The organism is Pseudomonas gozinkensis (genome assembly GCF_014863585.1).
In the GTDB taxonomy this organism is placed as follows: Bacteria; Pseudomonadota; Gammaproteobacteria; order Pseudomonadales; family Pseudomonadaceae; genus Aquipseudomonas; species Aquipseudomonas gozinkensis.
The window spans coordinates 573,978-594,763 of record NZ_CP062253.1 but is presented as its reverse complement, the minus strand read 5'-3'; the positions used below and the strand labels follow the sequence as shown (position 1 = coordinate 594,763).

The following is a 20,786-nucleotide window of genomic DNA, read 5'->3' as shown; positions in this document are numbered from 1 at the left end:
AGTTTATCGGCTTTTGCCGCCGATCGCCCGCAGGTGTATGGCAAATCGCTCCGCCAGCCAGCGGGCGGCCGGCCCGAGGGGTTCGTCGCGACGCCAGACCAGTTCCACCACCAGTGCCGGCGGCGTCCATTCGCTGTCGAGTTCCACCATCAGGCCCTGGTACGCCGAATACTGCACCACGTGGCGCGGCAGCCAGGCCCAGCCGAGGTCGCGCACCAGCCATTCGGCCATCACGTAGAAACTGTCGGCACGCCAGACCTGTGGGCTGGCCGGTTCGCTGCCGGGGTAGACGCTGGTCTGGGTCGACATCAGCAATTGCCGATGCTGGGCAAGCTGCTGGCAGTTGACCCGGGATTGCGCCGCCAGCGGATGATTGACGCCGCAGACCGTGACCATTTCCACACTGCCCAGCACCCGGCGCTCCAGCGCTTCGGGGATTTCATCGTGATAGAACAGCAACCCGAGATCGGCCCGGCGCTCCACCAGCTTGCGCGAAACCTCACCTTGGGCGGCGCTGGTCAGTTGCACCTCAAGACTGGGAAATTGCTCGGCCAGCGCGCCGAAGCTTTCCACCAGCGCCTGATAAGGCATCGCCTCGTCCTGGGCCACTCGCAGCTGCGCTTCCTGCCCACGCATCATGGCCATGGCCCGACCATTCAGGCGCTCGCACTGGCGCAACACTTCCCGCGCCTCTTCAAGCAAGGCTTCACCCGTTTCGGTAAGACTCGGCTGGCGACCACTGCTACGCTCGAACAGACTGACACCGAGATCGTCCTCGAGCATGGCAATCGCGCTGCTGATCGCCGACTGCGCCTTGCGTTGCTGACGCGCCACGGCGGAAAACGAACGCTGTTCGGCCACCGCGACGAACACCCGCAACTGCTCCAGATTCCACTGCATGCTCATCCGCCAACCCATCTTGTATACAGATAGGTAATGACTTTACCCCATCTGGGGAGTCACTAGAATGCCGCCTCAGAAAGCAACGCTATACACGAGGATTCGAACATGAACGCTTACGTCTACCTGGCAATCGCCATCTGTGCCGAAGTGATCGCGACCGTTTCGATGAAAGCCGTCAAAGGCTTCAGCACGCCTTTGCCGCTGTTGCTGGTCATCGTCGGCTACGGCATTGCATTCTGGATGCTGACCCTGGTGGTACGCAGCGTGCCGGTGGGTGTGGCCTACGCGGTGTGGGCCGGCATGGGCATCGTGATGGTCAGTGTCGCGGCACTGTTCATCTATGGGCAGAAGCTGGATATCCCGGCGATGCTCGGGATGGCGCTGATCGTGCTCGGCGTGGTCGTCATCCAGTTGTTCTCGAAAACCGCTGGCCACTGAACGTCAACCACTATTCCTGTGGGAGCGAGCTTGCTCCCACATTTGGATTTGCGTCAGCCCTGTTGATCATCGACAAATCCCCTTTTCCCCGAGTCTGTATACTGCGCCCTCGTCTTGAACACTGAGGTCGTTGCATGCCATCTCCAATTTCCACCGACGTGCTGATTGTCGGCGCGGGTGTCGCCGGCCTCTGGCTGAACGCGCGCCTGCGTCGCCAGGGTTTCTCGACCGTGCTGGTGGAAAGCGCCAGCCTCGGCGGCGGGCAGAGTGTGAAGTCCCAGGGCATCATCCACGGCGGCGCCAAGTACGCGCTGCACGGTGCGCTGACCGGCGCCTCGGAAGCCATCGCCGACATGCCGCGCCGCTGGCGTGAAGCCCTGGCCGGCAACGGCGAACTGGACCTGACCGGCGTGCGCCTGCTGTCCGAAGCCCATTATCTTTGGTCGCCGGGCACCCTGGCCGGCAACCTCACCAGTTTCTTCGCCAGCAAAGCGGTGCGTGGTCGGGTCGATCAGGTCAAGGGCGATCAACTGCCACCGGCCCTGCAAGACAAGCGCTTCAAGGGCAAGGTCTACCGCCTCGCCGAACTGGTGATCGATGTGCCGAGCCTGATCCAGCGCCTGGCCGACCTGTCGGGTGACGGTCTGCTCGCTGGCCAGACCATCGAGCCATTGCTGGAAAGCGGCGTGCTGGTCGGCCTGAAGGTCGACGGCCGCGAGATCCGCGCCCAGCGCATCGTCCTCAGCGCCGGTGCCGGCACTGCCGATCTGCTGACTGCCTTGGGCCTGACTCATCCGGCCATGCAACGCCGGCCACTGCACATGATCATCGCCAAGGGGCCGGGCCTTAAGCCGCTGTACGCGCACTGCCTCGGTGGCGGCACCAAGCCACGGATTACCGTGACGACCCATCCGGCAGCGAATGGTCAGTGGGTCTGGTACATGGGGGGTGACATTGCCGAAAGCGAAGGCGTTGCCCGCGAACCGGCCGAGCAGATCGTCACTGCGCAAAAGGAAATCGCACAGTTGTTGCCGTGGATCGATCTCAGCACCACGCAATGGGCAACCCTGCGCGTTGACCGTGCCGAGCCTTTGCAAAGCGGTCTGACCCGCCCGGACAACGCCTTCCTCGCCGAAGAAGGTCGCCTGTTGGTCGGCTGGCCAACCAAACTGGCCCTGGCGCCGGACTTCGCTGACCGCGTGATCGCGTCCCTCGAACGCGACGGCATCCAGCCAAGCCACGCAGCCCCGTTGCCCGAACTGCCAAAACCACCGATGGGTGTTCCGGCCTGGGAGCAATTGCTGCCATGAGCCTGCCGACCCTGCACGATTTGCACCGTCCGCTGGGCAGCACCGGCCTGCTGGTTTCGCCGCTGGGCCTGGGCACCGTCAAGCTAGGCCGCGACCAGGGCGTGAAATACCCCAACGGCTTCCAGATCCCCGACGACGACGCCGCGCGCATGCTGCTCAAGCAGGCGCGGGAGCTGGGCATCAACCTGATCGACACCGCCCCGGCCTATGGCCGCAGCGAAGAACGCCTCGGCCCGCTGCTGCGCGGTCAGCGTCAGGACTGGGTGATTGTCAGCAAGGTCGGCGAAGAATTTGTCGACGGCCAGTCGACCCACGACTTCAGCGCCGCTCACACCCGGATGTCGGTGGAGCGCAGCCTGCAACGTCTGGAAACGGATTTTATCGACCTGGTGCTGGTGCACTCCGACGGTAACGATCTGGCAATCCTCAACGACAGCGAGGTCTATGCAACCCTCGCGGCGCTGAAGGCCGAAGGCAAGATTCGCGGCTTCGGCTTTTCCGGCAAAACCGTCGACGGTGGCCTCAAGGCACTGGAGCAAGGCGACTGCGCGATGGTCACCTACAATCTGAACGAACAAAACGAGAAGGCGGTCATTGACTATGCTGCTGCCCACGGCAAAGCCATTCTGGTGAAGAAGGCCCTGGCCAGCGGTCATGTGTGCCTGAGTCCCGGCGTTGACCCGGTGCGCGCCAGCTTCGAGTTGCTGTTCGCCCAGCCCGGCGTGGCCAGCGCCATCGTCGGGACAATCAATCCGCTGCACCTCGCCCATAACGTTGCGACCGTTGCCCAGGTCCTTCGTGGTCACTGACGCCGCCTCGCGGCCTTAAGCAGGAGCCGACATGCCGCGTACGCTCATCAGAAAGAACCCGAGCAACTTCAAGACGCTGCCGCTGTTCGTCGAAGCCACGCCGGAAGGCCTGACCTACCAGAGCGTCGGCATGCCGCTGAATTTCGCCCAGACCTTGCAGCGGCGCAAACCGGTCAGTGTGGCCGACGCCGAACGCTTTGCGCTGGAGCTGGCCAACCTTGGTGTTTCGGTGCGCCTGACCCTGCACTGGCAGAATCGCGATTACTGGGTGCTGGTGCGCCAGCGCCGGCAGGACCGCGGCGATGTGGTGCTCAAGCTGATTTCCGGCTACGTGCCGGCCCATGAGCTGAACATTCCGCTGCACACGGCGATCCAGGAGATCGCCGAGGAATGCCTGCTGGAAACCCCGGAAGGCTGGCTCGGCGGGCGCTTCAACGACACCTGGCTGCCGGCGCCGTATGCGTCGGCGCTGCATTATCGCGAGGCCCTGCCCTTTCGCCTGACACCGTTGTCCGGTTCGGCGCGGCCGGTGCGCTGCGCCAATCTGCAATTGCTCGAACGGCCGAGGGCTTACGTGCATTTGCCGACTGCGTCCCTGCAGTTGATCTACGACCTGCGACTGGACGTGCCCAAGGAAGCCAAGAACCTGAGCCTGTTCCATGTCGATGAACGACTGGAAGGCGATCAACTGGTCGCCCGGCTCGACCGCAAGCGCCCCGATCTGTACTTGATGCCGTTGCAGGACGGCGAGCCGCTGCCCGAGCTGTACACGCTGAAGAAAGGTCAGTTGTACCCGGCGGGCACTCGCGGTCTGTACCTGGCGGAAAGCTTCGCCCGGCAGGACGGCTGGCTGGTGCGCGATGAGCGGATTCGCTGGAAGGACTGGTTGCGCCAGCAGGGTTTGACGCCGCCCAAGGACACAGGGCTGGCGCGGTTGCGCGGCAAGGCCAAGCAACTGCTGAAGAAGATCGTGCCGCGCAAGAAAGTGAATTCCTGAACGGCAAAAGACCGCGCCTGCGAGTGACTCCGGAGAGTCATCGCAGGCGCGGTCTTTATGTTTGCATCACTCGGACTTGCGGATCTTTTCCACAATCGCCGTGGTCGAGCTGTTTTCCACCAGCCCCAGCACTTTGACGGTGCCGCCGTAGGCTTTAACAATGTCGGCGCCGACAACCTGGTCGATGCCATAGTCGCCGCCCTTCACCAGCACGTCCGGCTTGACCTCGCGCAGCAGGTTTTCCGGAGTGCCTTCAGCAAAGCTGATCACCCAGTCCACCGCGCCGAGACCGGCGAGAACCGCCATGCGCCGGTCGACGCTGTTGATCGGCCGGCCCGGCCCTTTCAGGCGGCTGACCGAAGCATCGTCGTTGATCGCGACGATCAGACGATCACCTTGCGCTCGCGCCTGCTCGAGGTAGGTCACGTGGCCGGCATGCAGGATGTCGAAGCAGCCGTTGGTGAACACGATCCGCTCGTTGTGCGCACGGGCATCGGCGACTGCCAGCAGCAGTTGCTCCAGACCCAGCACGCCACGCTCGGAACCTTCCTCGCGCTGAATGGCGCGACGCAGTTCCGGGGCGCTGATCGCCGCCGTACCGAGCTTGCCGACCACGATGCCCGCCGCCAGGTTGGCCAGCGCCACCGCGTGCGGCAGTTCTTCGCCAGCGGCAATCGCGGCCGCCAGGGTGGAAATCACTGTGTCGCCGGCACCGGTCACGTCGAACACTTCACGGGCCCGCGCAGGCAAATGCAGCGCCGGATGATCCGGACGCAACAGGGTCATGCCGTGTTCGCCACGGGTCACCAGCAGTGCGCCGAGATCGAGGTCGTGCATCAGCGCCGCGCCCTTGGTCACCAACTCGTGCTCATCGGCGCAACCGCCGACGATGGCTTCGAACTCGCTGAGATTCGGGGTAATCAGGCTCGCGCCACGGTAGATCGAGAAATCCTTGCCCTTCGGGTCGGCCAGCACCGGAATGCCTTTGGCACGCGCGGCCTGGATCAGCGCCTGATGGTTTTTCAGGGCGCCTTTGCCGTAGTCGGACAGCACCAGCACCTTGATGCCTTCGAGCAGGTCGTCGACCTGCGCGCCGAGGGCCAGTGCGTCGGTGGCGAACGGTTCTTCGAAGTCGATACGCAGCAATTGCTGGTGCCGGCTCATGACCCGCAGCTTGACGATGGTCGGCTGGTGCGCGATGCGCTGGAACAGAGCCCGTACGCCCGCCCCCTTGAGGCTGTTGCTCAGGCTGTCGGCGGCTTCGTCGTCACCGGTCACACCGACCAGCGACGCCGGCGCACCCAGCGCGGCAATGTTCAAGGCAACGTTGGCGGCACCGCCCGGGCGGTCTTCGATTTGCTCGACTTTAACGACAGGAACCGGCGCCTCAGGGGAAATCCGTGAGGTACCACCATGCCAGTAACGGTCGAGCATGACATCGCCGACCACCAAGACAGGGGCTTGATCGAATCGCGGCATGGACAACTTCATGGAGCAACCCACATACAAAATGAACAGGGGCGCGATATTAACACAGGGTTGGCGAAGGCTTGTGCGGCGGCTGCAACAGGATGAAACAACAGGATTTTTTGCTCATGTTTTGAACAACGATGCCTCATTCATAGGCGAGCATCTCGTAGTCACGCTCATAGACCCGTCGCACCAGACGCTGCGTGCGCAGCGTGCAAAACTCTCGCGCCGGCAGCGGACGTCGTTGCCGGGAGTGGTTGACGTGCGGCAACGGGTTCTTCAGCCCCAGGTGTTCGCACACCAGACGGAAATCCCGCTCCAGGTGCTCCTGATATCCGATGAAATCCAGCGCCAGATGGCCCAGCGAATCGGTAAGAAAGTCGGTTTGCGCAGCAAAGTGCAGTTGCCGCGGGATATTGTCGGCATGCAGCCAGCGTCCGACGAAATCGTCAAAATCGCGGTACTGTCGGACCAGTTGCTGCGCTGCATGGTCACGACTGCTCAGCTCGTTGCCGCGCAGGAAGGCGTAGGCCGAGTAGGCGCGCTCCAGCGGATCACGCACAAAAGCGAATTTGTACGCGGCGGCGAACTGCGCAGGGAATTGCTCTTCATACCAGTACAACGGCAAATGGCCGGGACGCCAGCCGTCGAACATCGCCGCGCACACGCTGCTGCCGGCGCATTTGGGCACATGGATGAACAGGCACGAGCGCTGTGCGAAAGCTTCGGGAAAACGCAGGTTGGCCGACATCGACTTGTTCACCACCTGCCGGTCGACCACCGACAGACGCCCCAGCAGAAAGGCCCGCTGCGGCTTGGGCAGCAATTTCCAGAGATAACGTTGCAGCATGCCAGCACCCGCGCGAAGAGGATGGCCCCTTCGATTTGCAGTCAGAGTTCGTTCAGGAACCTTAACAAGCGCGATGCCGGGTTTTATGCCGGTTTGGTCAGGAAGGGTAAAGGTCTGGATACAAATGAATGTGGGAGCGAGCCTGCTCGCGATGGCGTATGCACATTCAACATTGATGTTGACTGTCGCACCGTCATCGCGGGCAGGCTCGCTCCCACAGGGTGTACTTCTTGATCAGGCGATGTCTTCGGCCGGGGCGTCGAGGCCCATGGCATTGAGACGCGCGTAGTAGCCGTTCTGTGCCAGCAGCTCGTCGTGGGTGCCGCGCTCGACGATCCGGCCCTGATCCATCACCAGAATCAGGTCGGCCTTCTCGATTGTCGACAAACGGTGAGCGATCACCAGCGTGGTGCGGCCCTTCATCACTTGATCCAGCGCGGCTTGAATGTGCCGCTCGGATTCGGTGTCCAGAGCCGAGGTAGCTTCGTCGAGAATCAGCAACGGCGCGTTCTTGAGCAGGGCGCGCGCAATCGCCAGACGCTGGCGCTGGCCGCCGGAAAGCAGCACGCCGTTTTCGCCGACCTGAGTGTCCAGGCCTTCAGGCAGCTGCGAAATGAAGTCCATGGCGTAGGCGTCACGCGCGGCTTTCTCGATGTCTTCGCGCGGCGCGCCGGCCAGATCGCCATAAGCGATGTTGTTGGCCACGGTATCGCTGAACAGCGTGACGTGCTGGGTGACCTGGGCGATATGGCGGCGCAGGTTGAGCAGTTTGTATTGCTCCACTTCCACGCCGTCGATGAGGATTTCACCCTTGTCGTGGTGATAGAAGCGCGGAATCAGGTTGGCCAGGGTCGACTTGCCGCTGCCCGAACGCCCCACCAGCGCCACCATCTGTCCCGGCTCGGCCGAGAAACTGATGTTGTCGAGCACCTGACGCTCGGTGCCCGGATAGGTGAAACTCAGGTTGCGCACATCGAGGCGACCGCTGACCGAGTCGCGCTCGACCGTGCCGGTATCGACTTCCGGTTCGACGTCCAGCTGCTCGAAAATGCTTTCGGCACCGGCCACACCTTTCTGGATGGTAGAACTGACTTCGGACAACTGACGGATCGGCTTGGGCAGCAGGCCGGCCAGCGTGATATAGGCGACCATGTCACCGGCCGACGCGTCACCACGAAGGAACAGCACCAGGAACATCAGCACCGCCATGGCGCTGTAGATCACCAGTTGCAGCATCGGCGTATAGATCGCACCAGTGCGGGTCATTCGCAGCTGCTTGTCGGTGTTGCTCTGGCTGGCGTCGAGGAAGCGTTTCTCCTCGTAGGCTTCGCCGCCGAAGCTGCGCACCACGCGATAGCCCTGAATGGTTTCCGACGCCACGTGGGTCACGTCGCCCATGGCCAGCTGGATTTTCTTGCTCTGCTTGCGGAATTTCTTGCTGGCGGTGCGCACCATCACGGCGATCAACGGCAGGATCGCAACCATCACCAGCGTCAGCTTCCAGTTCATGAACAGCAGGGAGGCGAACAGGAAGATCACCGTCATGCCTTCACGGATTACGACCTTGATCGCATCTGTTGCCGCCCCCGTGACCATGGTGACGTTGAAGGTGATACGCGAAATCAGGTGCCCGGAGTTATGCTTGTCGAAGTAACGGTTGGGCAGGACCAGCAGGTTGTTGAAGAGCTGCACCCGCAGATCATGCACCAGGCCCAGGGAAACCTTGGCCAGGAAATAGTTGCCCAGATAAGATCCGAGCCCCTGCCACGCGGCGATCAGGATGATCAGCAGCGGTACGGCCTGCAACAGCTGCAGGTCACGCAGGTAAGGCACGGTGGGAAACAGCACTGCCTCGGGATTGGACAGACCGTCGACAAAGTACTTGAGGATGTAGCCGAGCATCGGCTGGGTCGAGGCAAAAATCAGAAAACCGACGATGCTGATCAGGAACAGACTGATGTACGGCCGGACATAGCCGAGCAGGCGGAAGTAGATTTTCAAGCTCGAAGGGCTTGCGGCGGGACTGGAGTCGGTCATATCACGCGAAAGTCGATAAAAAGGACGCTGACTTTAGCACAGCTTCTTCAGGGTTCTGGCAATCGGCCAAAGGCTGTTATTGTTAGGCGTCTTTTTCAGCGTCAAATAGCCATCATCGAAATGGCCGATCAACCTCAGGATTGAATCTTTCAGCATGCAACTTCGCGGCTTTAGCAGTACGTCCAATCGAATTTTCGATTTCATCAGCCTGTGGATACTTCCCGTCGGCTACTTCCTGCTCTTGTGCGCGCTGTTCTTCCTGCCGGGTCGCAGTATTCATCACAAGCTGTTTTACGGGCTGTTCAGCATTCCGACACTGATCGCCCTGTGCCTGCGCCCGCGGGAAATCAGGGAAATGCTGCGTGAACCGGTGTTCATCGCCCTGCTGCTGTTCGCCGCCTGGGCACTGCTCAGCCTTTGCTGGGGGCCGCAGGACGAGCCGATAAGCGGCATGTTCAAGCCACCGCTGCATACCCTGATGCTGTTCGCCGGATGTTTCCTGCTGGTTCGCTACCGCAGCGACATCCTTTCACCGTTGCTGTTCGGCGCCGCGCTGGTGGCCCTGGTCGCAACGACCTGTTTCCTGGTCCCGTTCGTGCTCCATTTTGAACCCGGCGCGCGCCTGATCGGCGGCGGCGCGTTCGACAACCCGCTGCTCAGCTCCCACCTGTTCGGATTTTTCTGCGCCTACTGGCTCAGTCTGAGCATGACCTGCAAGAATCGCCGGCTGTACTGGCTCAGCATCCCTGCAATGCTGATCATGTTCATGGCCGTGATCGGAACCGGTTCCCGCACCCCGCTGGTAGCGCTGACCATGGCAGCATTGTGGCTGAGCCTGATTTGCTGGAACCGTCGCTCGCTGGTGCTGTTGGGCACGCTGGTGATCGGCGGCGCAACCGTGGCGGTGCTGTTCTCGAAGATGATCATCGAGCGCGGTGACTCCTACCGTTTCGAAATCTGGCAGCAGGCCCTGGAAAAAATCGCTGAACATCCATGGATCGGCCACGGCTACAACGCGGTTCTGGCGATAGACCCGGGCGTCGGTTACAACTTCCAGGAACCGCACAGCTTTGCGCTGGGCGTTCTTTATTACGTCGGCATCCTCGGCATGCTGCCCTGGTTGTTTTTTCAGGCCTGGGGGCTGCTGAGCAGCTGGCGCCAGCGCGTGCAACCGCTGCTGATCATCGCTTCGACCTGGCTGGTGTTCGGCATCGGTGCCGGGCTGACCGAGGGTGGCGGGATCATTTCTCGCCCCAAGGAGCACTGGTTCCTGCTCTGGATTCCTTTGGCGCTGATTGCGGCCCTGAGCATCAATCAACGTGCCCGACGTCTTTTGACGATGCCGGTACAGAAGCTTTCGTCATCCGCCCTGCAACAGCTCGGCAACGACGCCCAGGTCATCGAGGAAGACGGACTCGGACCGAAGGTCCTGCGCCTTTCCGATGGCAGCTTTCTCAAGCTGTTTCGCCGCCGCCGCTGGTACACCTCGGGCAGTTTCAACCCGTATTCCGAACGGTTTGCCGTCAACAGCGAGCAATTGCGCGGGATGGGCATTCCCACGCCCCAGGTGCTGAACCTGTATCGCCTCGACGACGGCAGCAGCGCCGTGCATTACACGCCGCTGCCGGGCCATACCCTGCGCCAGGTTCTGCAGGGAATCACCGCGCCGGCCGTGCGGCATGCGCTGGTGGAGCGTTTCGGCAAATTCATGGCCAGCCTGCATGAGCAAGGTGTGTATTTCCGCTCGCTGCATCTGGGTAACGTACTGGTGCTGGAGGATGGCGAGTTCGGGCTGATCGATCTGGCCGACCTGCGGATCTACCCTTCGCCACTCAGTCTGTCACTGCGTCAGCGCAATCTGCGCCACATGCAACGCTACACCGTCGACAAACGCTGGCTTTTCGAGGACCACCTCGAGGCGCTGCTCCAGGGGTACGCCGTAACGGCGTCGAAATCCGCCGTAGACAATCTGCACAGGCAAGTGCTGGCCGGCAACACGCCGGCTCGGGTTCATTGATGATTGAGACCAGTCCGTTCATTGCGCCGGCCGCCTATCTGCTGGCCATCGTATCCGCCGCGCTGCTGCTGCGAGCCGTGCCGAAAATCGCACGCCACCTGCAGCACTCGGGTGAAAGCCGCTATGCAAGTATCGACGGCCTGCGTGGCTATCTGGCATTCGGTGTATTCGTGCATCACTCGATCATCACCTGGATTTTCCTGCGCACGGGAGTGATCGAGTTTCCGCCGAGCAACTTCTACTCGATGCTGGGACAGGGGAGCGTGGCCTTGTTCTTCATGATTACCGGTTTCCTGTTCTGGAGCCGCCTGCTGGCCCAGGGCCGTCAGCACGACTGGCTGGCCTTCGGCATTTCGCGGGTGTTCAGGTTGTATCCGCTGTATCTGCCATTGATGCTGGCGGTGTTCGTCACCGTTTTCTACCTGCAGGACTGGCAACTGAAGGTGCCGCTGTCACAGCTGTTCAAGCAGGGCTTGCTATGGCTGACGTTCGACCGTCCCGACGTCAACCAGTATCCGCAAACCGGCATGCTGATCTCCAACGTCACCTGGACGCTGGCCTATGAAGTGTTTTTCTATCTGGCGCTGCCACTGGCGGCGCTGATATTCGTCTATCGCGGCAATTGGCGACAGGTGGTCCTGTGCCTGATCGGGATCTACACGCTTTACCAGCTGGTCGGTTGGGAGCATTCGCTCAAGAAGCATTTCCTGGCCAGTTTTCTCGGCGGTATCACCGCTGCTTACTGGGTTCGCCGCCCGCAACTGGTGGCCTGGAGCCGCACGACGCTGGCCAGCGTGATCGCCCTGGTGGCTCTGGCACTGGCCTTCACCGTGTTCAACCGGGCCTTCAAGATCGCGCCGCTGTTTCTGTTGTCACTGTTTTTCGTGATCGTGGCTTCGGGCAACACGTTGTTCGGCGCCTTGAAACCACGCAGCATTCGCTGGCTGGGTGAAATCAGCTACAGCACCTATCTGCTCCATGGTTTCGTGCTCTGGCTGATGGTCCAGCGTCTGCCGCCGGTGCTGCATCTCGATGCCCGTGAGACCTGGGTTTACCTGCCGTTGCTGGCTGCCTGCACCTGCCTGTTGATACTGATCAGCAGCGCGACATTCCTTTACATCGAGCAGCCAGGCATGAACGCGGGCAAGAAAGTGGTGCAGTGGATTCGCCAGCGTCAGAAAGGCAGCAAGCAACTGGCGGAAAAAGTCGCTCGCTGAGTGCGAGCGACAACGACCTCAGTCTTTTTCCAGTGGCGAAAACAGTAACCGGCCCAGCCCGCGCCAGGTTTTCTTGTTCCAGGCCTTGAAGGGAATCTGCGCCAGCAGTTCACGGGCCAGTTTGCGATCGCGGTTGGCGGTCTTCAGAAACATCGAGTTGAGCGACTTGTAACGCACTTCGTCGTACAGCGGATGATCACTGAACAGCGCGTAGGTACGCAGAATGTTTTCGATCATGAAGCGGTGGTTCTTGTAGGAGTTGGTGGCGTGCTTGCGATAGCGCGCCATCACTACGTTCAGGCCATCGATAAAGTAGCCGGCGCGGGTCACTTTCAGCTCGATGTAGAGATCCTCGAGACGAATCGTCGGATCGAACCCCCCCACCTTGTCCAGTGCTTCCCGGCGGATCATCAGGGTCGGCGCCGGCGGATATGGTTTGCGCTCCAGAAACATGTCATCGAAGTCCAGGCGGCGGAACGGCACGTCCCGACGCTGACGTTTTTCCGGGTAGAGGTTGCCGTCGGCATCCATCAGTTCGATGTTGCCGGCGCAGATGCCCACTTCAGGCTTGCCGTCCATGTAGGCGACCTGGGTGGCGATCCGGTCCGGGTACATGATGTCGTCGGAACCGAACGGCACAATCAGGCTGCCCTTGGCCCGTGCGATTGCACCGTTGAGCGTATTGGTCAGGCCCTGGTTCTGCTGCACCCGGAAGTCGAAGCCGTGTTTTTCCTGCAAGGCCTTGATGCGCTCGACGCTGTCGTCCTTCGAGCCGTCGTCGACCACCAGCAGCTCGATGTTCCGGTAGCTCTGGTTGATGACGCTGAGAATGCTTTCCTCGATGTACGGCCCGTGGTTATAGGACGCGATGATGACGGTGACGAGAGGTTGCTCACCGCTCACGGCTGCGGACTCGCTCATGACTCTTTCTTCGCTCATGGCTCTTTCTTCGCTCACGGCTGTTCCTTGCGGGCCTGCTCCAGGCCGGAGTCGATCAGGTTCAGGTATTCCTGGCGGAAGACCTCGATGTCGTGCTGTTCCTGCAAATAGCGGTAGGCCTGCTCGCCCTTGGCCTTGAGCTCGTCATCCGACAGCGCGAGGTAGGTGTCCAGCGCCGCGACCAGGCTTGGCACGTCCTTGGGCGTGATCGACAAGCCACCGGCACCTTCGATCAGCGGCAGCATGGCCGGCACGTTCGAGGCGATCACCGGCAGATGCCCGCTCATGCCCTCCAGCAAGGCCAGGCCCAGGCCTTCGGCCAGCGACGGCATGGTCCAGATATCGAACGCGCGCACGTATTGCAGGGCGTTTTCCTTGAAGCCCAGCAGGTGCGCTCGACCGCTGAGGCCCAACTGCTCGATTTCGGCGGCCAGCGGTGCCTGAAGGCGTCCGGCACCGATGATTGCCAGTTGGGTGTTCGGGTATTTGTCTTTGAGCTGGGCGAAAGCCTGCAACAGGTAAGTGTGACCCTTGACCGACACCAGTCGCCCCAGCGCACCGATCAGACGCACCTTCGGGTCGATACCCAGCAACTCGCGCGCACGTTCGCGGCTGTGCTGCAAACCTTCGGCCTGTTCGATATCGATGGCGTTGGTGATCGCGTACGTGTTCTGGTCAGTGAAACCGCAATCGCAGTCCAGAAGGTACTGCTTGACCGCCGGCGACACACCAACGAAACGCCAGTGCCGATCAATCAGGCGTTGAGTCTGGCGACGACGGTAGAAGCGGTCGTACTCGCCGAAACCGTGGGAAATGCCGATGCACAGCGGCACTTTCAACCAGCGGTTGAGCGTCAGCATCATGTTCACCGGTTTGAAGCGGTTGCAGATCACCACGTCGAATTTTTCCCGGCGGCAGAACTTGTACAGCTGCCACATCGCCCGCAGGCGCATGCCCTTGAGCGACTTGTCGGAAAACTCGAAATACACTGAACGGTCGGCACGGCTGACGGCCTCGCCCGGCCCTGGCTTGCCGCGCAGGAAGGCTGCTGTCACCTCGTAGCGATCGGTCGGCAGCGCCTTGACGATTTGCTCGGCGAGGTCGGCGAAATCATGGGATTTGACGTTGTAGTCGGGCTGCAGCTGCAGAACCTTTGCGCGTTGACTCATACCTCTCCCCGGTGCGATCCCGTCGCCCCTGTTTCGCTCTGCTTCAGTACCCAGAACAACTCCTGGCGCCTGATTGCTTTGCGGAAAAATTCGTTCTCGCCGTAGACCGACGGACGCCGGCCGGCCAGCAGCCGCTGAAACAACCGGCGCAGGCGACGCTTGACCGGCGCCGGTGGCTGCAGGTCATGCATCATGCCCAGCGCCATGGCCTTGTCCCGTTGCACTTCGATCGACAGCGGCAGGCACAGCGGCTGCATCGCGAGTGCCGCGTCGAACGTCGGCGGCAAGGCGATGCCCTGCCCGCTGTCGCCCATCGGCCAACGGTCGTTGTCGTGCAAGTGGTTGGCATAGCCGAGCAGCGTCGGATGCCAATCGAGGCCGCGCAAGGCTTCCAGAACGGCTTCCTGGGCGCAGATGTGATCGGGATGCGGATCGAGTGTGGGATGCGGCAGCACGATCACATCCGGGCGCGCACGGGACAGCACTTCACGCAGGTCGGCCAGCAGATTGTTCCAGGTCGGCGCGCCGTCGGCATCGCCGGGCAGGGCAAACGGATTCAACTGACGGAACAGACGCGTGTCGCTCAGATCGGCTTCGCGCGAGCCAATGGACTGATTCGGTGCAGCCTGCATCGCCGCCAGTTGCAGGCAGAAATACCCGAGCTGCACGCAATGTTCCTGCGGCACGCCGGCCCAGCGCGGTACGGCAAGACTGTCCCAGGCACGCAAGCGGCCCTTGAGCCGTGCCGCCTCGACCTTGTTCAGGCCCATCTGCTGATAGTGTTCGGCTTCGATCTCGCCGGCGGTCAGGGTCACGATCCAGGTTTCACTGGCCTGGCTGTACAGTCCGTAGGCGGCCAGTTCGGCATCGTCGGCGTGGGGGGCGATGACCATCACCCGCTGCTGGCGGTAATCCGGTTGCTCCAGCGCCCACAGCACCGGCTCGCCGGAGACCCGGCAAAAGCGTCCGCGCAGACGCAACAGACCTTGCGACAGGGCCTGTGCCTGGCCGCTGAGGTTCAGATAGCGCAGGCCATTGACGCCGCGCTCGAACGTCTGCACATCGGGATCGGTGCCACCGGCCAGCTCGACCCGAGGATCGAAGAAGCGTCCCAGAAAGCTGCTTTTGACCTTCACCGCGAGGATCAGCGTGGCGTCGTCCACCAGCATCACACCCTCGTCGAGGCGCAAATGTTCACCGTTCAAATGCACCTTGGGCTGCGGGGTGAATGGCGGAAAGCTGTATTGGTAATCGTCCTTCGGCGAATAGAACAGGTGATCGGCGAACCACGCTTCGTGGGCAATCCAGCCGACTACCGCCAGCACCAGCGGCAACCACCAGGCCACCAGCACGCCGAGGGCGATCAACACGAACAGTGCGATCAACAGGCCGATGCGTTTATTGCGCCGGTGACGCTTGAGCAGTTGCTGTTTGCGGCTCATGGGCTGACTCATACGGTGAAGACCGGCACAGGATTGCACCAGCGATCCTTGTATTCACGGTCGGCACGACCGAAGGAAAAGCGCAGCGGCTTGTTCAGTGCCCGCGCATGTTCCCAGGCACTCTGCGTATTGAGAAAACTCAGAACGCTGCCGGGGCTGAATTCGCGGGTTTCGGGATCGACGCCGCCGTTGATGTACTCGACGCTGATCCACTCCTGGGCTTCGACGCGATACACCAGTTGAATGGCAATCGGCGCGTCGTTGAGGAAGATCACCGAACCGATCAACAGCTCGCGCAACAGCTCAATGACGTCAGCCATGCGTGCCGCGCCAGTGGCCGGGAAACCCCAGCGGCGCTGGAACAGGTCGCAGTAGATCGCTGCCAGCTCGCTACTCGAGAAGTCGCTGACCGGCCGCACCACGCCGCCCGCCTCTTCCAGCAGGCGCAGTTCGCGGCGCTGGTTGTAGCGAAACTTCTTCGACAGTTCTTCGGGGGTACGGGCCATGGCCAGTTGCTCGGTCTGCAACTTGAGGCCGCTGAAGCGGTTTTCGTTGAGCGCCGACAGGTAGCGCCCACGATGGCGCAGCGGAGCCTGAGCATCGGCGGCGGCCGGCAGGATCAGCTCGGCGTTGCCAAGATCGAACAGGCCTTTCTTGCCGTTGCGCTTGAGCACGTCCTTGGACAAGGCCAGGTCGCGGCCCCAGGTCGGGATTGCGGCTTTGACTTCGCCCTGCTGCTCCCAGGCCAGATAGCGCACCGGGATGCCGGCCAGATCCGCCAGACGCTCGACGACCATGGGATGAGTCGCGACGCTGCCGCCGAAACGTTGCCAGGCCTGTGCATAAGTTGAGGCGTCAACGGGCGACCAGCCACGTTCGCGCCAGCCTTGAAATCGGTTGAGCATCAGCCCCTCGGTGCCAGATCGGTAACTTGCGGCAAATGCCAGAAGGTGTCGCGTACGGCGCGGTCGGAGAAGCGCTCACGCAGGCGATCGAACATCATCTCCGCGCATTGACGACGCTGCTGCTCGTCCATGCCGGCCAGATGTTTCAGGCCCTGGGCCAGATGCTCGGCGTCGCCCAGCGGGAACAGGATGCCCACGCCTTCAACCACTTCCTTCGCCCCGCCGCACGCCGTGGCCAGCAACGGCACACCGGCGGCCATGGCCTCCAGCAGCACCATGCCGAACGGTTCATGATCGGAGCTCAAGGCAAACACATCGAACGCCCGGAAGTAATTGCGCGCGTCCGGCACCTGGCCGAGAAACAGCACGCGATCACCGACGCCCAGCTCACGAGCCTGCGCCTTGAGTTCATCCTCAAGCCGCCCCTTGCCGAGAATCACCAGTTGGCTGTTGGCTGGCAGACCGGGCAATGCCGCGGCAAAACCGTGCAACAGCGTGGCCTGATCCTTGTCCGGGTGCAGACGCCCGACGTTGCCGACAATAAATGCATCCGCCGACAGGCCGAGGGTCTCGCGGGCTTCACGGGCGGACACCTGACTCATCTGCAACGCCGATACATCGATGCGGTTGTAGAGGGTCTGGATACGGGCCGCCGGCCATTTCGGCAGGCAACGGCGCATGTCGTCGCGCACCGCATCGGACACGCCGAGCAGGCTCAGGCGCTTGCGAAAAATGTGCGCAAAGAGTTTGCGCGAACCGCGCTTGTAATCGCCAAACGCGTGGTGCACGCCAATCACCGGCAGCGAAGTGCCGAGCAAGGCGATGTAGATCGGCTTGAAGCGATGGGCGATGCAGAAACTGAAATTGCGTGAAGCGGCAATCTTGCGCAGATCGCCGATGGCACCCAGCTTCAGGCCACGAATGGCCTTGGAGCTGTATTCCATGAACAACACTTCATCGGAGGCGCAGGCCGCGGCCACCTCGCTATCGGCAGCCCCGGTCAGAAAGACCGTGGTGACCCGATAACCGGTGCCCGCGAACAGGCTGGCGTACTGCCGCGCGCAGTCCAGGAACGGCCCGTCATAGCCGTGGCAGAACTGCAGCACATGGCGTTCAGCCGAGCGTGTCATAAGCGTTTGCGCCTTCTTTGACCACCAGGATGTCTTCCATGATCAGGTACTGCAGATCCGAGCCGAAGAACATGTTCAGGGCATCGGTCGGCGAGCAGATCATCGGTTCACCACGGCGGTTGAGCGAGGTGTTCAGGGACACGCCGTTGCCGGTCAGCACTTCCAGCGCCTTCATCATGTCGTAGTAGCGCGGGTTGTATTCGCGCTTGAGCACCTGGGCCCGGGAAGTACCGTCTTCGTGGACGACTTCCGGCACGCGGGTCTTCCACTCTTCCGCCACTTCGAAGGTGAAGGTCATGAACGGCGCCGGGTGATCGATCTTGATCATCTGTGGCGCAACGGTGTCGAGCATCGACGGGCAGAAAGGCCTCCAGCGCTCGCGGAACTTGATCTGGTGGTTGATGCGGTCAGCCACACCAGCCACGCTCGGGCAGCCGATGATCGAACGACCGCCCAGTGCGCGCGGACCGAATTCCATGCGGCCCTGGAACCAGGCCACCGGGTTGCCATCGACCATGATTTTGGCGATCTGCTCCGGCATGTTGTCGAGCTTGCGCCAGGTCGGTTTGTTCTCGTGACGGGCGCACGCGGCGATCACGTCTTCGTTGCTGTACGACGGGCCGAGGTAGACGTGTTCCATCTTCTCGACCGGCACGCCACGGGCGTTCGACACATAGGCCGCTGCGCCGACTGCGGTGCCGGCATCGCCGGAGGCAGGCTGTACGAACAGCTCCTTGACGTCGTCACGGGCGATGATTTTCTGGTTGAGCTTGACGTTCAACGCACAGCCGCCGGCGTAGGCCAGCTTGCCGGTTTCCTTGAGCACGTCGCCCAGGTAGTAGTCGATCATCTGCAGCGCGATTTTTTCGAACAGTGCCTGAATGCTGGCGGCGTAGTGGATGTACGGCTCGTCGGCGATATCGCCTTCGCGCTTCGGACCCAGCCACTCGATCAGCTTCGGCGAGAAGTAGTAACCCTTGCCCTTCTCTTTATAGCGACGCAGGCCGATGACGTTGGCGTAGTCGGTGTTGATCACCAGCTCGCCGTTCTCGAACGAGGCCAGACGCGAGAAATCGTATTTGCTGGCGTCGCCGTACGGCGCCATGCCCATGACCTTGAACTCGCCGTCCAGCATGTCGAAACCGAGGAACTCGGTGATCGCGCCGTACAGGCCACCGAGGGAGTCAGGGTCGAAAAATTCCTTGATCTTGTGGATCTTGCCGTTTTCGCCGTAACCGAAGAAGGTCGTGGCGTATTCGCCCTTGCCGTCGATGCCGAGGATCGCGGTTTTCTCTTTGAAACCCGAGCAGTGATAAGCGCTGGAAGCGTGGGCCAGGTGGTGTTCAACCGGCTCGATCTTGATTTTCTTCGGATCGAAGCCCAGTTGCTCCAGGCACCAGACGATCTTGTTGCGATAGCGCTTGTAGCGACGGTTGCCCATCAGGATCGCGTCGAGTGCGCGGTCCGGGGCGTACCAGTAACGCTTGGCGTACTGCCAGCGGGCCTTGCCGAAAATGCTGATCGGGGCGAACGGAATCGCGACCACGTCAACGTCGGACGGCTTGATGCCTGCCTGCTCCAGGCAGAACTTCGCCGATTCGTAGGGCATGCGGTTCTTTGCATGTTTATCGCGTACGAAGCGCTCTTCCTCAGCCGCCGCGACCAGCTTGCCGTCGATGTACAAGGCTGCTGAAGGATCATGGCTAAGGGCGCCGGACAGGCCAAGAATCGTCAATGCCACAGGGGTCTAGCCTCTTTAGTCTGCATTCAGGCGCGATGCGCCTTGAAAAATGATGTGCCCTCGCACCGGGCGAGAGACAGCTAAAGGGCGGGATTATAGCTTAAAAGCGCCGACAAACCTCTAGCGGAACTGGCCGGCCGGTGCGTTGACGCAACAGAAGCTTCAACTTAGACTCCCCTGCAAATGGACTGGGAGATCCCGGTCGGCGTTGATGCCTCGGTGAGATCACCGGGGCTTTTCGCTTTTTGGGGATGGGAAAATCTTCAAACCCCAATTCTCGAAACCCTCTCCAACTTTGCTCCGCCCCCGCTGCAATAGAACTTGCGCTTGAGCACGTCAAAAGCACGGTTTCCCTGCCCCGCCCTCAACACGCTCATGCCAATGGGCCTCGCAACAAGATCGGCTAGCTGCAGGCCGGTGGAATTCACCTGTTTGGTTGCAAAAACTATGTCAAACGGCAGTTGAATACCCCATCGATTCGCCCCACCACACATCCTGCGAAACTCCAACTCAAGCTCGTTATCCTCGCGCTTTCCTCGGCGCTCGAAAATCACGTGCGTCAGTGCCCCTTGTTGATTCTTCTCTTGCAAAAACTCATAGAGCGTTTCCAGACAAAAGCCGAGAGCGAGGTGATAAGGATTGTGTCCCGTGCCTTGTTTCTCGCGAAGGGAAGCCTTGTCTACGACGCAACTGATCAGAACGAAGTTGCTGCCTTCAATGATGCAAGTCAGCTCCTCAAGAAAAGCATTCTTGTGTTCTCTGGACATGAAAAGGCCAGAAAACGCTCCCTTTTCTTTACGAATTTCGAGCTCATGCAGACCGATCAAATCGTGTCCCATGTGTGCAAACTTGAATTTCTGTAGAGCAGGAATGACTTTCTCGCAGTAATGCCTCTTATGAAAGACACAAAACGCGAGCACGAAGACTGGATAGTTGGGATCCAGTGTCTGCATCCCGTGATCTCCGCTCTCATCGACATAAACGATGACATCGCTGTATTCGCTGGTTGGGGGCAAGGTATCTACCCCCGGCTTGATCGCCAATAAACACTGATATTCCCGTCCACCGCCTGGCGATAGATCGTATACGGCAGGAACGCCGTATCGAAGACGCCGGACAGGGTCAGGTCGAGCAGGACGACCGGCACCAGAATGCCGGTAGGATCGGGCGGCGCGTGCAGCAGGCAGAAATCATGGGCGAGCCCGCTGTAGACGCGCGGAATCGACTGACAATAGGTCTTCTGTTTGCGCAGGCCGCGCGTGGCGGCTTCGTCATCCTGCAACACGGAGACGGCGGTGCCGCAGCCGGACAATGCCAGGGAAAATGCGCCGATGGTGATAGCCGCTTTGATGGTCAAGATTTGCCCTCCGGGAACGTCGGGGCAAACTAGCATCGGGGCTTTCCGGCGGGCA

Annotated in this window: 17 protein-coding genes and 1 pseudogene; 6 read left to right on the top strand and 12 right to left on the bottom strand. The window is 61.2% G+C overall.

Annotation, left to right across the window (positions count from 1 at the left end; all coding sequences use genetic code 11):
- Nucleotides 1-3: 3 nt before the first annotated feature.
- A complete protein-coding gene (locus IHQ43_RS02575; protein ID WP_192563270.1) occupies nt 4-906 on the bottom strand; it encodes a LysR family transcriptional regulator in 903 nt (300 codons plus the stop codon).
- Nucleotides 907-1,008: 102 nt separating this feature from the next.
- On the opposite strand from IHQ43_RS02575, the gene IHQ43_RS02570 reads away from it, so the two are divergent.
- From IHQ43_RS02570 to IHQ43_RS02555, 4 genes are all read left to right on the top strand, one after another.
- Entirely contained in the window at nt 1,009-1,341 is a 333-nt protein-coding gene (locus tag IHQ43_RS02570; protein ID WP_085654394.1) for a DMT family transporter, read from the top strand.
- Nucleotides 1,342-1,475: 134 nt separating this feature from the next.
- Nucleotides 1,476-2,651, top strand: coding sequence for an NAD(P)/FAD-dependent oxidoreductase (locus tag IHQ43_RS02565; protein ID WP_192563269.1), 1,176 nt, complete (start codon nt 1,476-1,478; stop codon nt 2,649-2,651).
- A complete protein-coding gene (locus IHQ43_RS02560) occupies nt 2,648-3,460 on the top strand; it encodes an aldo/keto reductase (RefSeq protein ID WP_011332151.1) in 813 nt (270 codons plus the stop codon). The genes IHQ43_RS02565 and IHQ43_RS02560 overlap by 4 nt, the downstream gene beginning before the upstream one ends.
- A gap of 31 nt (nt 3,461-3,491) precedes the next feature.
- A complete protein-coding gene (locus tag IHQ43_RS02555) occupies nt 3,492-4,457 on the top strand; it encodes a metal ABC transporter ATPase (RefSeq protein WP_192563268.1) in 966 nt (321 codons plus the stop codon).
- Nucleotides 4,458-4,523: 66 nt separating this feature from the next.
- Here the strand turns inward: IHQ43_RS02555 and hldE are convergent, their stop codons facing one another.
- The 3 genes from hldE to msbA all read right to left on the bottom strand — a co-directional run bounded on the left by hldE (nt 4,524) and on the right by msbA (nt 8,814).
- The gene (gene hldE, locus IHQ43_RS02550; RefSeq protein ID WP_192563267.1) at nt 4,524-5,948 is read right to left on the bottom strand and encodes a bifunctional D-glycero-beta-D-manno-heptose-7-phosphate kinase/D-glycero-beta-D-manno-heptose 1-phosphate adenylyltransferase HldE; all 1,425 of its coding nucleotides are present in this window, start codon (nt 5,946-5,948) and stop codon (nt 4,524-4,526) included.
- A gap of 124 nt (nt 5,949-6,072) precedes the next feature.
- A complete protein-coding gene (locus IHQ43_RS02545) occupies nt 6,073-6,777 on the bottom strand; it encodes a sulfotransferase family 2 domain-containing protein (protein WP_192563266.1) in 705 nt (234 codons plus the stop codon).
- Nucleotides 6,778-7,011: 234 nt separating this feature from the next.
- Complete coding sequence (gene msbA / locus IHQ43_RS02540; RefSeq protein ID WP_192563265.1) at nt 7,012-8,814, bottom strand: lipid A export permease/ATP-binding protein MsbA; 1,803 nt, start codon at nt 8,812-8,814, stop codon at nt 7,012-7,014.
- 154 nt (nt 8,815-8,968) lie between these two features.
- Between msbA and IHQ43_RS02535 the strand changes: the two genes are divergently transcribed.
- Nucleotides 8,969-10,831 (top strand): bifunctional O-antigen ligase/aminoglycoside phosphotransferase family protein, encoded by a 1,863-nt coding sequence (locus IHQ43_RS02535; RefSeq protein WP_192563264.1) that lies wholly within the window; start codon nt 8,969-8,971, stop codon nt 10,829-10,831.
- Nucleotides 10,831-12,048 carry an acyltransferase family protein gene (locus IHQ43_RS02530; RefSeq protein WP_192563263.1) on the top strand — a complete coding sequence of 406 codons (1,218 nt, stop codon included), beginning with the start codon at nt 10,831-10,833 and terminating at the stop codon, nt 12,046-12,048. Before IHQ43_RS02535 ends, IHQ43_RS02530 begins: the two co-directional genes overlap by 1 nt.
- A gap of 18 nt (nt 12,049-12,066) precedes the next feature.
- Here the strand turns inward: IHQ43_RS02530 and IHQ43_RS02525 are convergent, their stop codons facing one another.
- The 8 genes and pseudogenes from IHQ43_RS02525 to IHQ43_RS02490 all read right to left on the bottom strand — a co-directional run bounded on the left by IHQ43_RS02525 (nt 12,067) and on the right by IHQ43_RS02490 (nt 20,731).
- Entirely contained in the window at nt 12,067-12,969 is a 903-nt protein-coding gene (locus IHQ43_RS02525; RefSeq protein ID WP_208492429.1) for a glycosyltransferase, read from the bottom strand.
- A gap of 32 nt (nt 12,970-13,001) precedes the next feature.
- Entirely contained in the window at nt 13,002-14,156 is a 1,155-nt protein-coding gene (locus IHQ43_RS02520; protein WP_039766564.1) for a glycosyltransferase family 4 protein, read from the bottom strand.
- Entirely contained in the window at nt 14,153-15,598 is a 1,446-nt protein-coding gene (locus IHQ43_RS02515) for a PIG-L family deacetylase (protein ID WP_192563262.1), read from the bottom strand. Before IHQ43_RS02515 ends, IHQ43_RS02520 begins: the two co-directional genes overlap by 4 nt.
- Nucleotides 15,599-15,606: 8 nt before the next feature.
- Nucleotides 15,607-16,503 (bottom strand): antimicrobial resistance protein Mig-14, encoded by an 897-nt coding sequence (locus tag IHQ43_RS02510; protein WP_192563261.1) that lies wholly within the window; start codon nt 16,501-16,503, stop codon nt 15,607-15,609.
- A complete protein-coding gene (locus tag IHQ43_RS02505; protein ID WP_192563260.1) occupies nt 16,503-17,633 on the bottom strand; it encodes a glycosyltransferase in 1,131 nt (376 codons plus the stop codon). The genes IHQ43_RS02510 and IHQ43_RS02505 overlap by 1 nt, the downstream gene beginning before the upstream one ends.
- On the bottom strand, nt 17,617-19,374 hold the full coding sequence (locus IHQ43_RS02500) for a carbamoyltransferase family protein (protein WP_007952261.1): 1,758 nt from the start codon (nt 19,372-19,374) through the stop codon (nt 17,617-17,619). The genes IHQ43_RS02505 and IHQ43_RS02500 overlap by 17 nt, the downstream gene beginning before the upstream one ends.
- A gap of 225 nt (nt 19,375-19,599) precedes the next feature.
- A pseudogene (locus IHQ43_RS02495) lies at nt 19,600-20,387 on the bottom strand (DUF3800 domain-containing protein); the annotation flags it as partial.
- Between the two features lie 8 nt (nt 20,388-20,395).
- Nucleotides 20,396-20,731, bottom strand: a complete 336-nt coding sequence (locus tag IHQ43_RS02490; protein ID WP_192563259.1) for a YceK/YidQ family lipoprotein — start codon at nt 20,729-20,731, stop codon at nt 20,396-20,398.
- Nucleotides 20,732-20,786 lie beyond the last annotated feature (55 nt).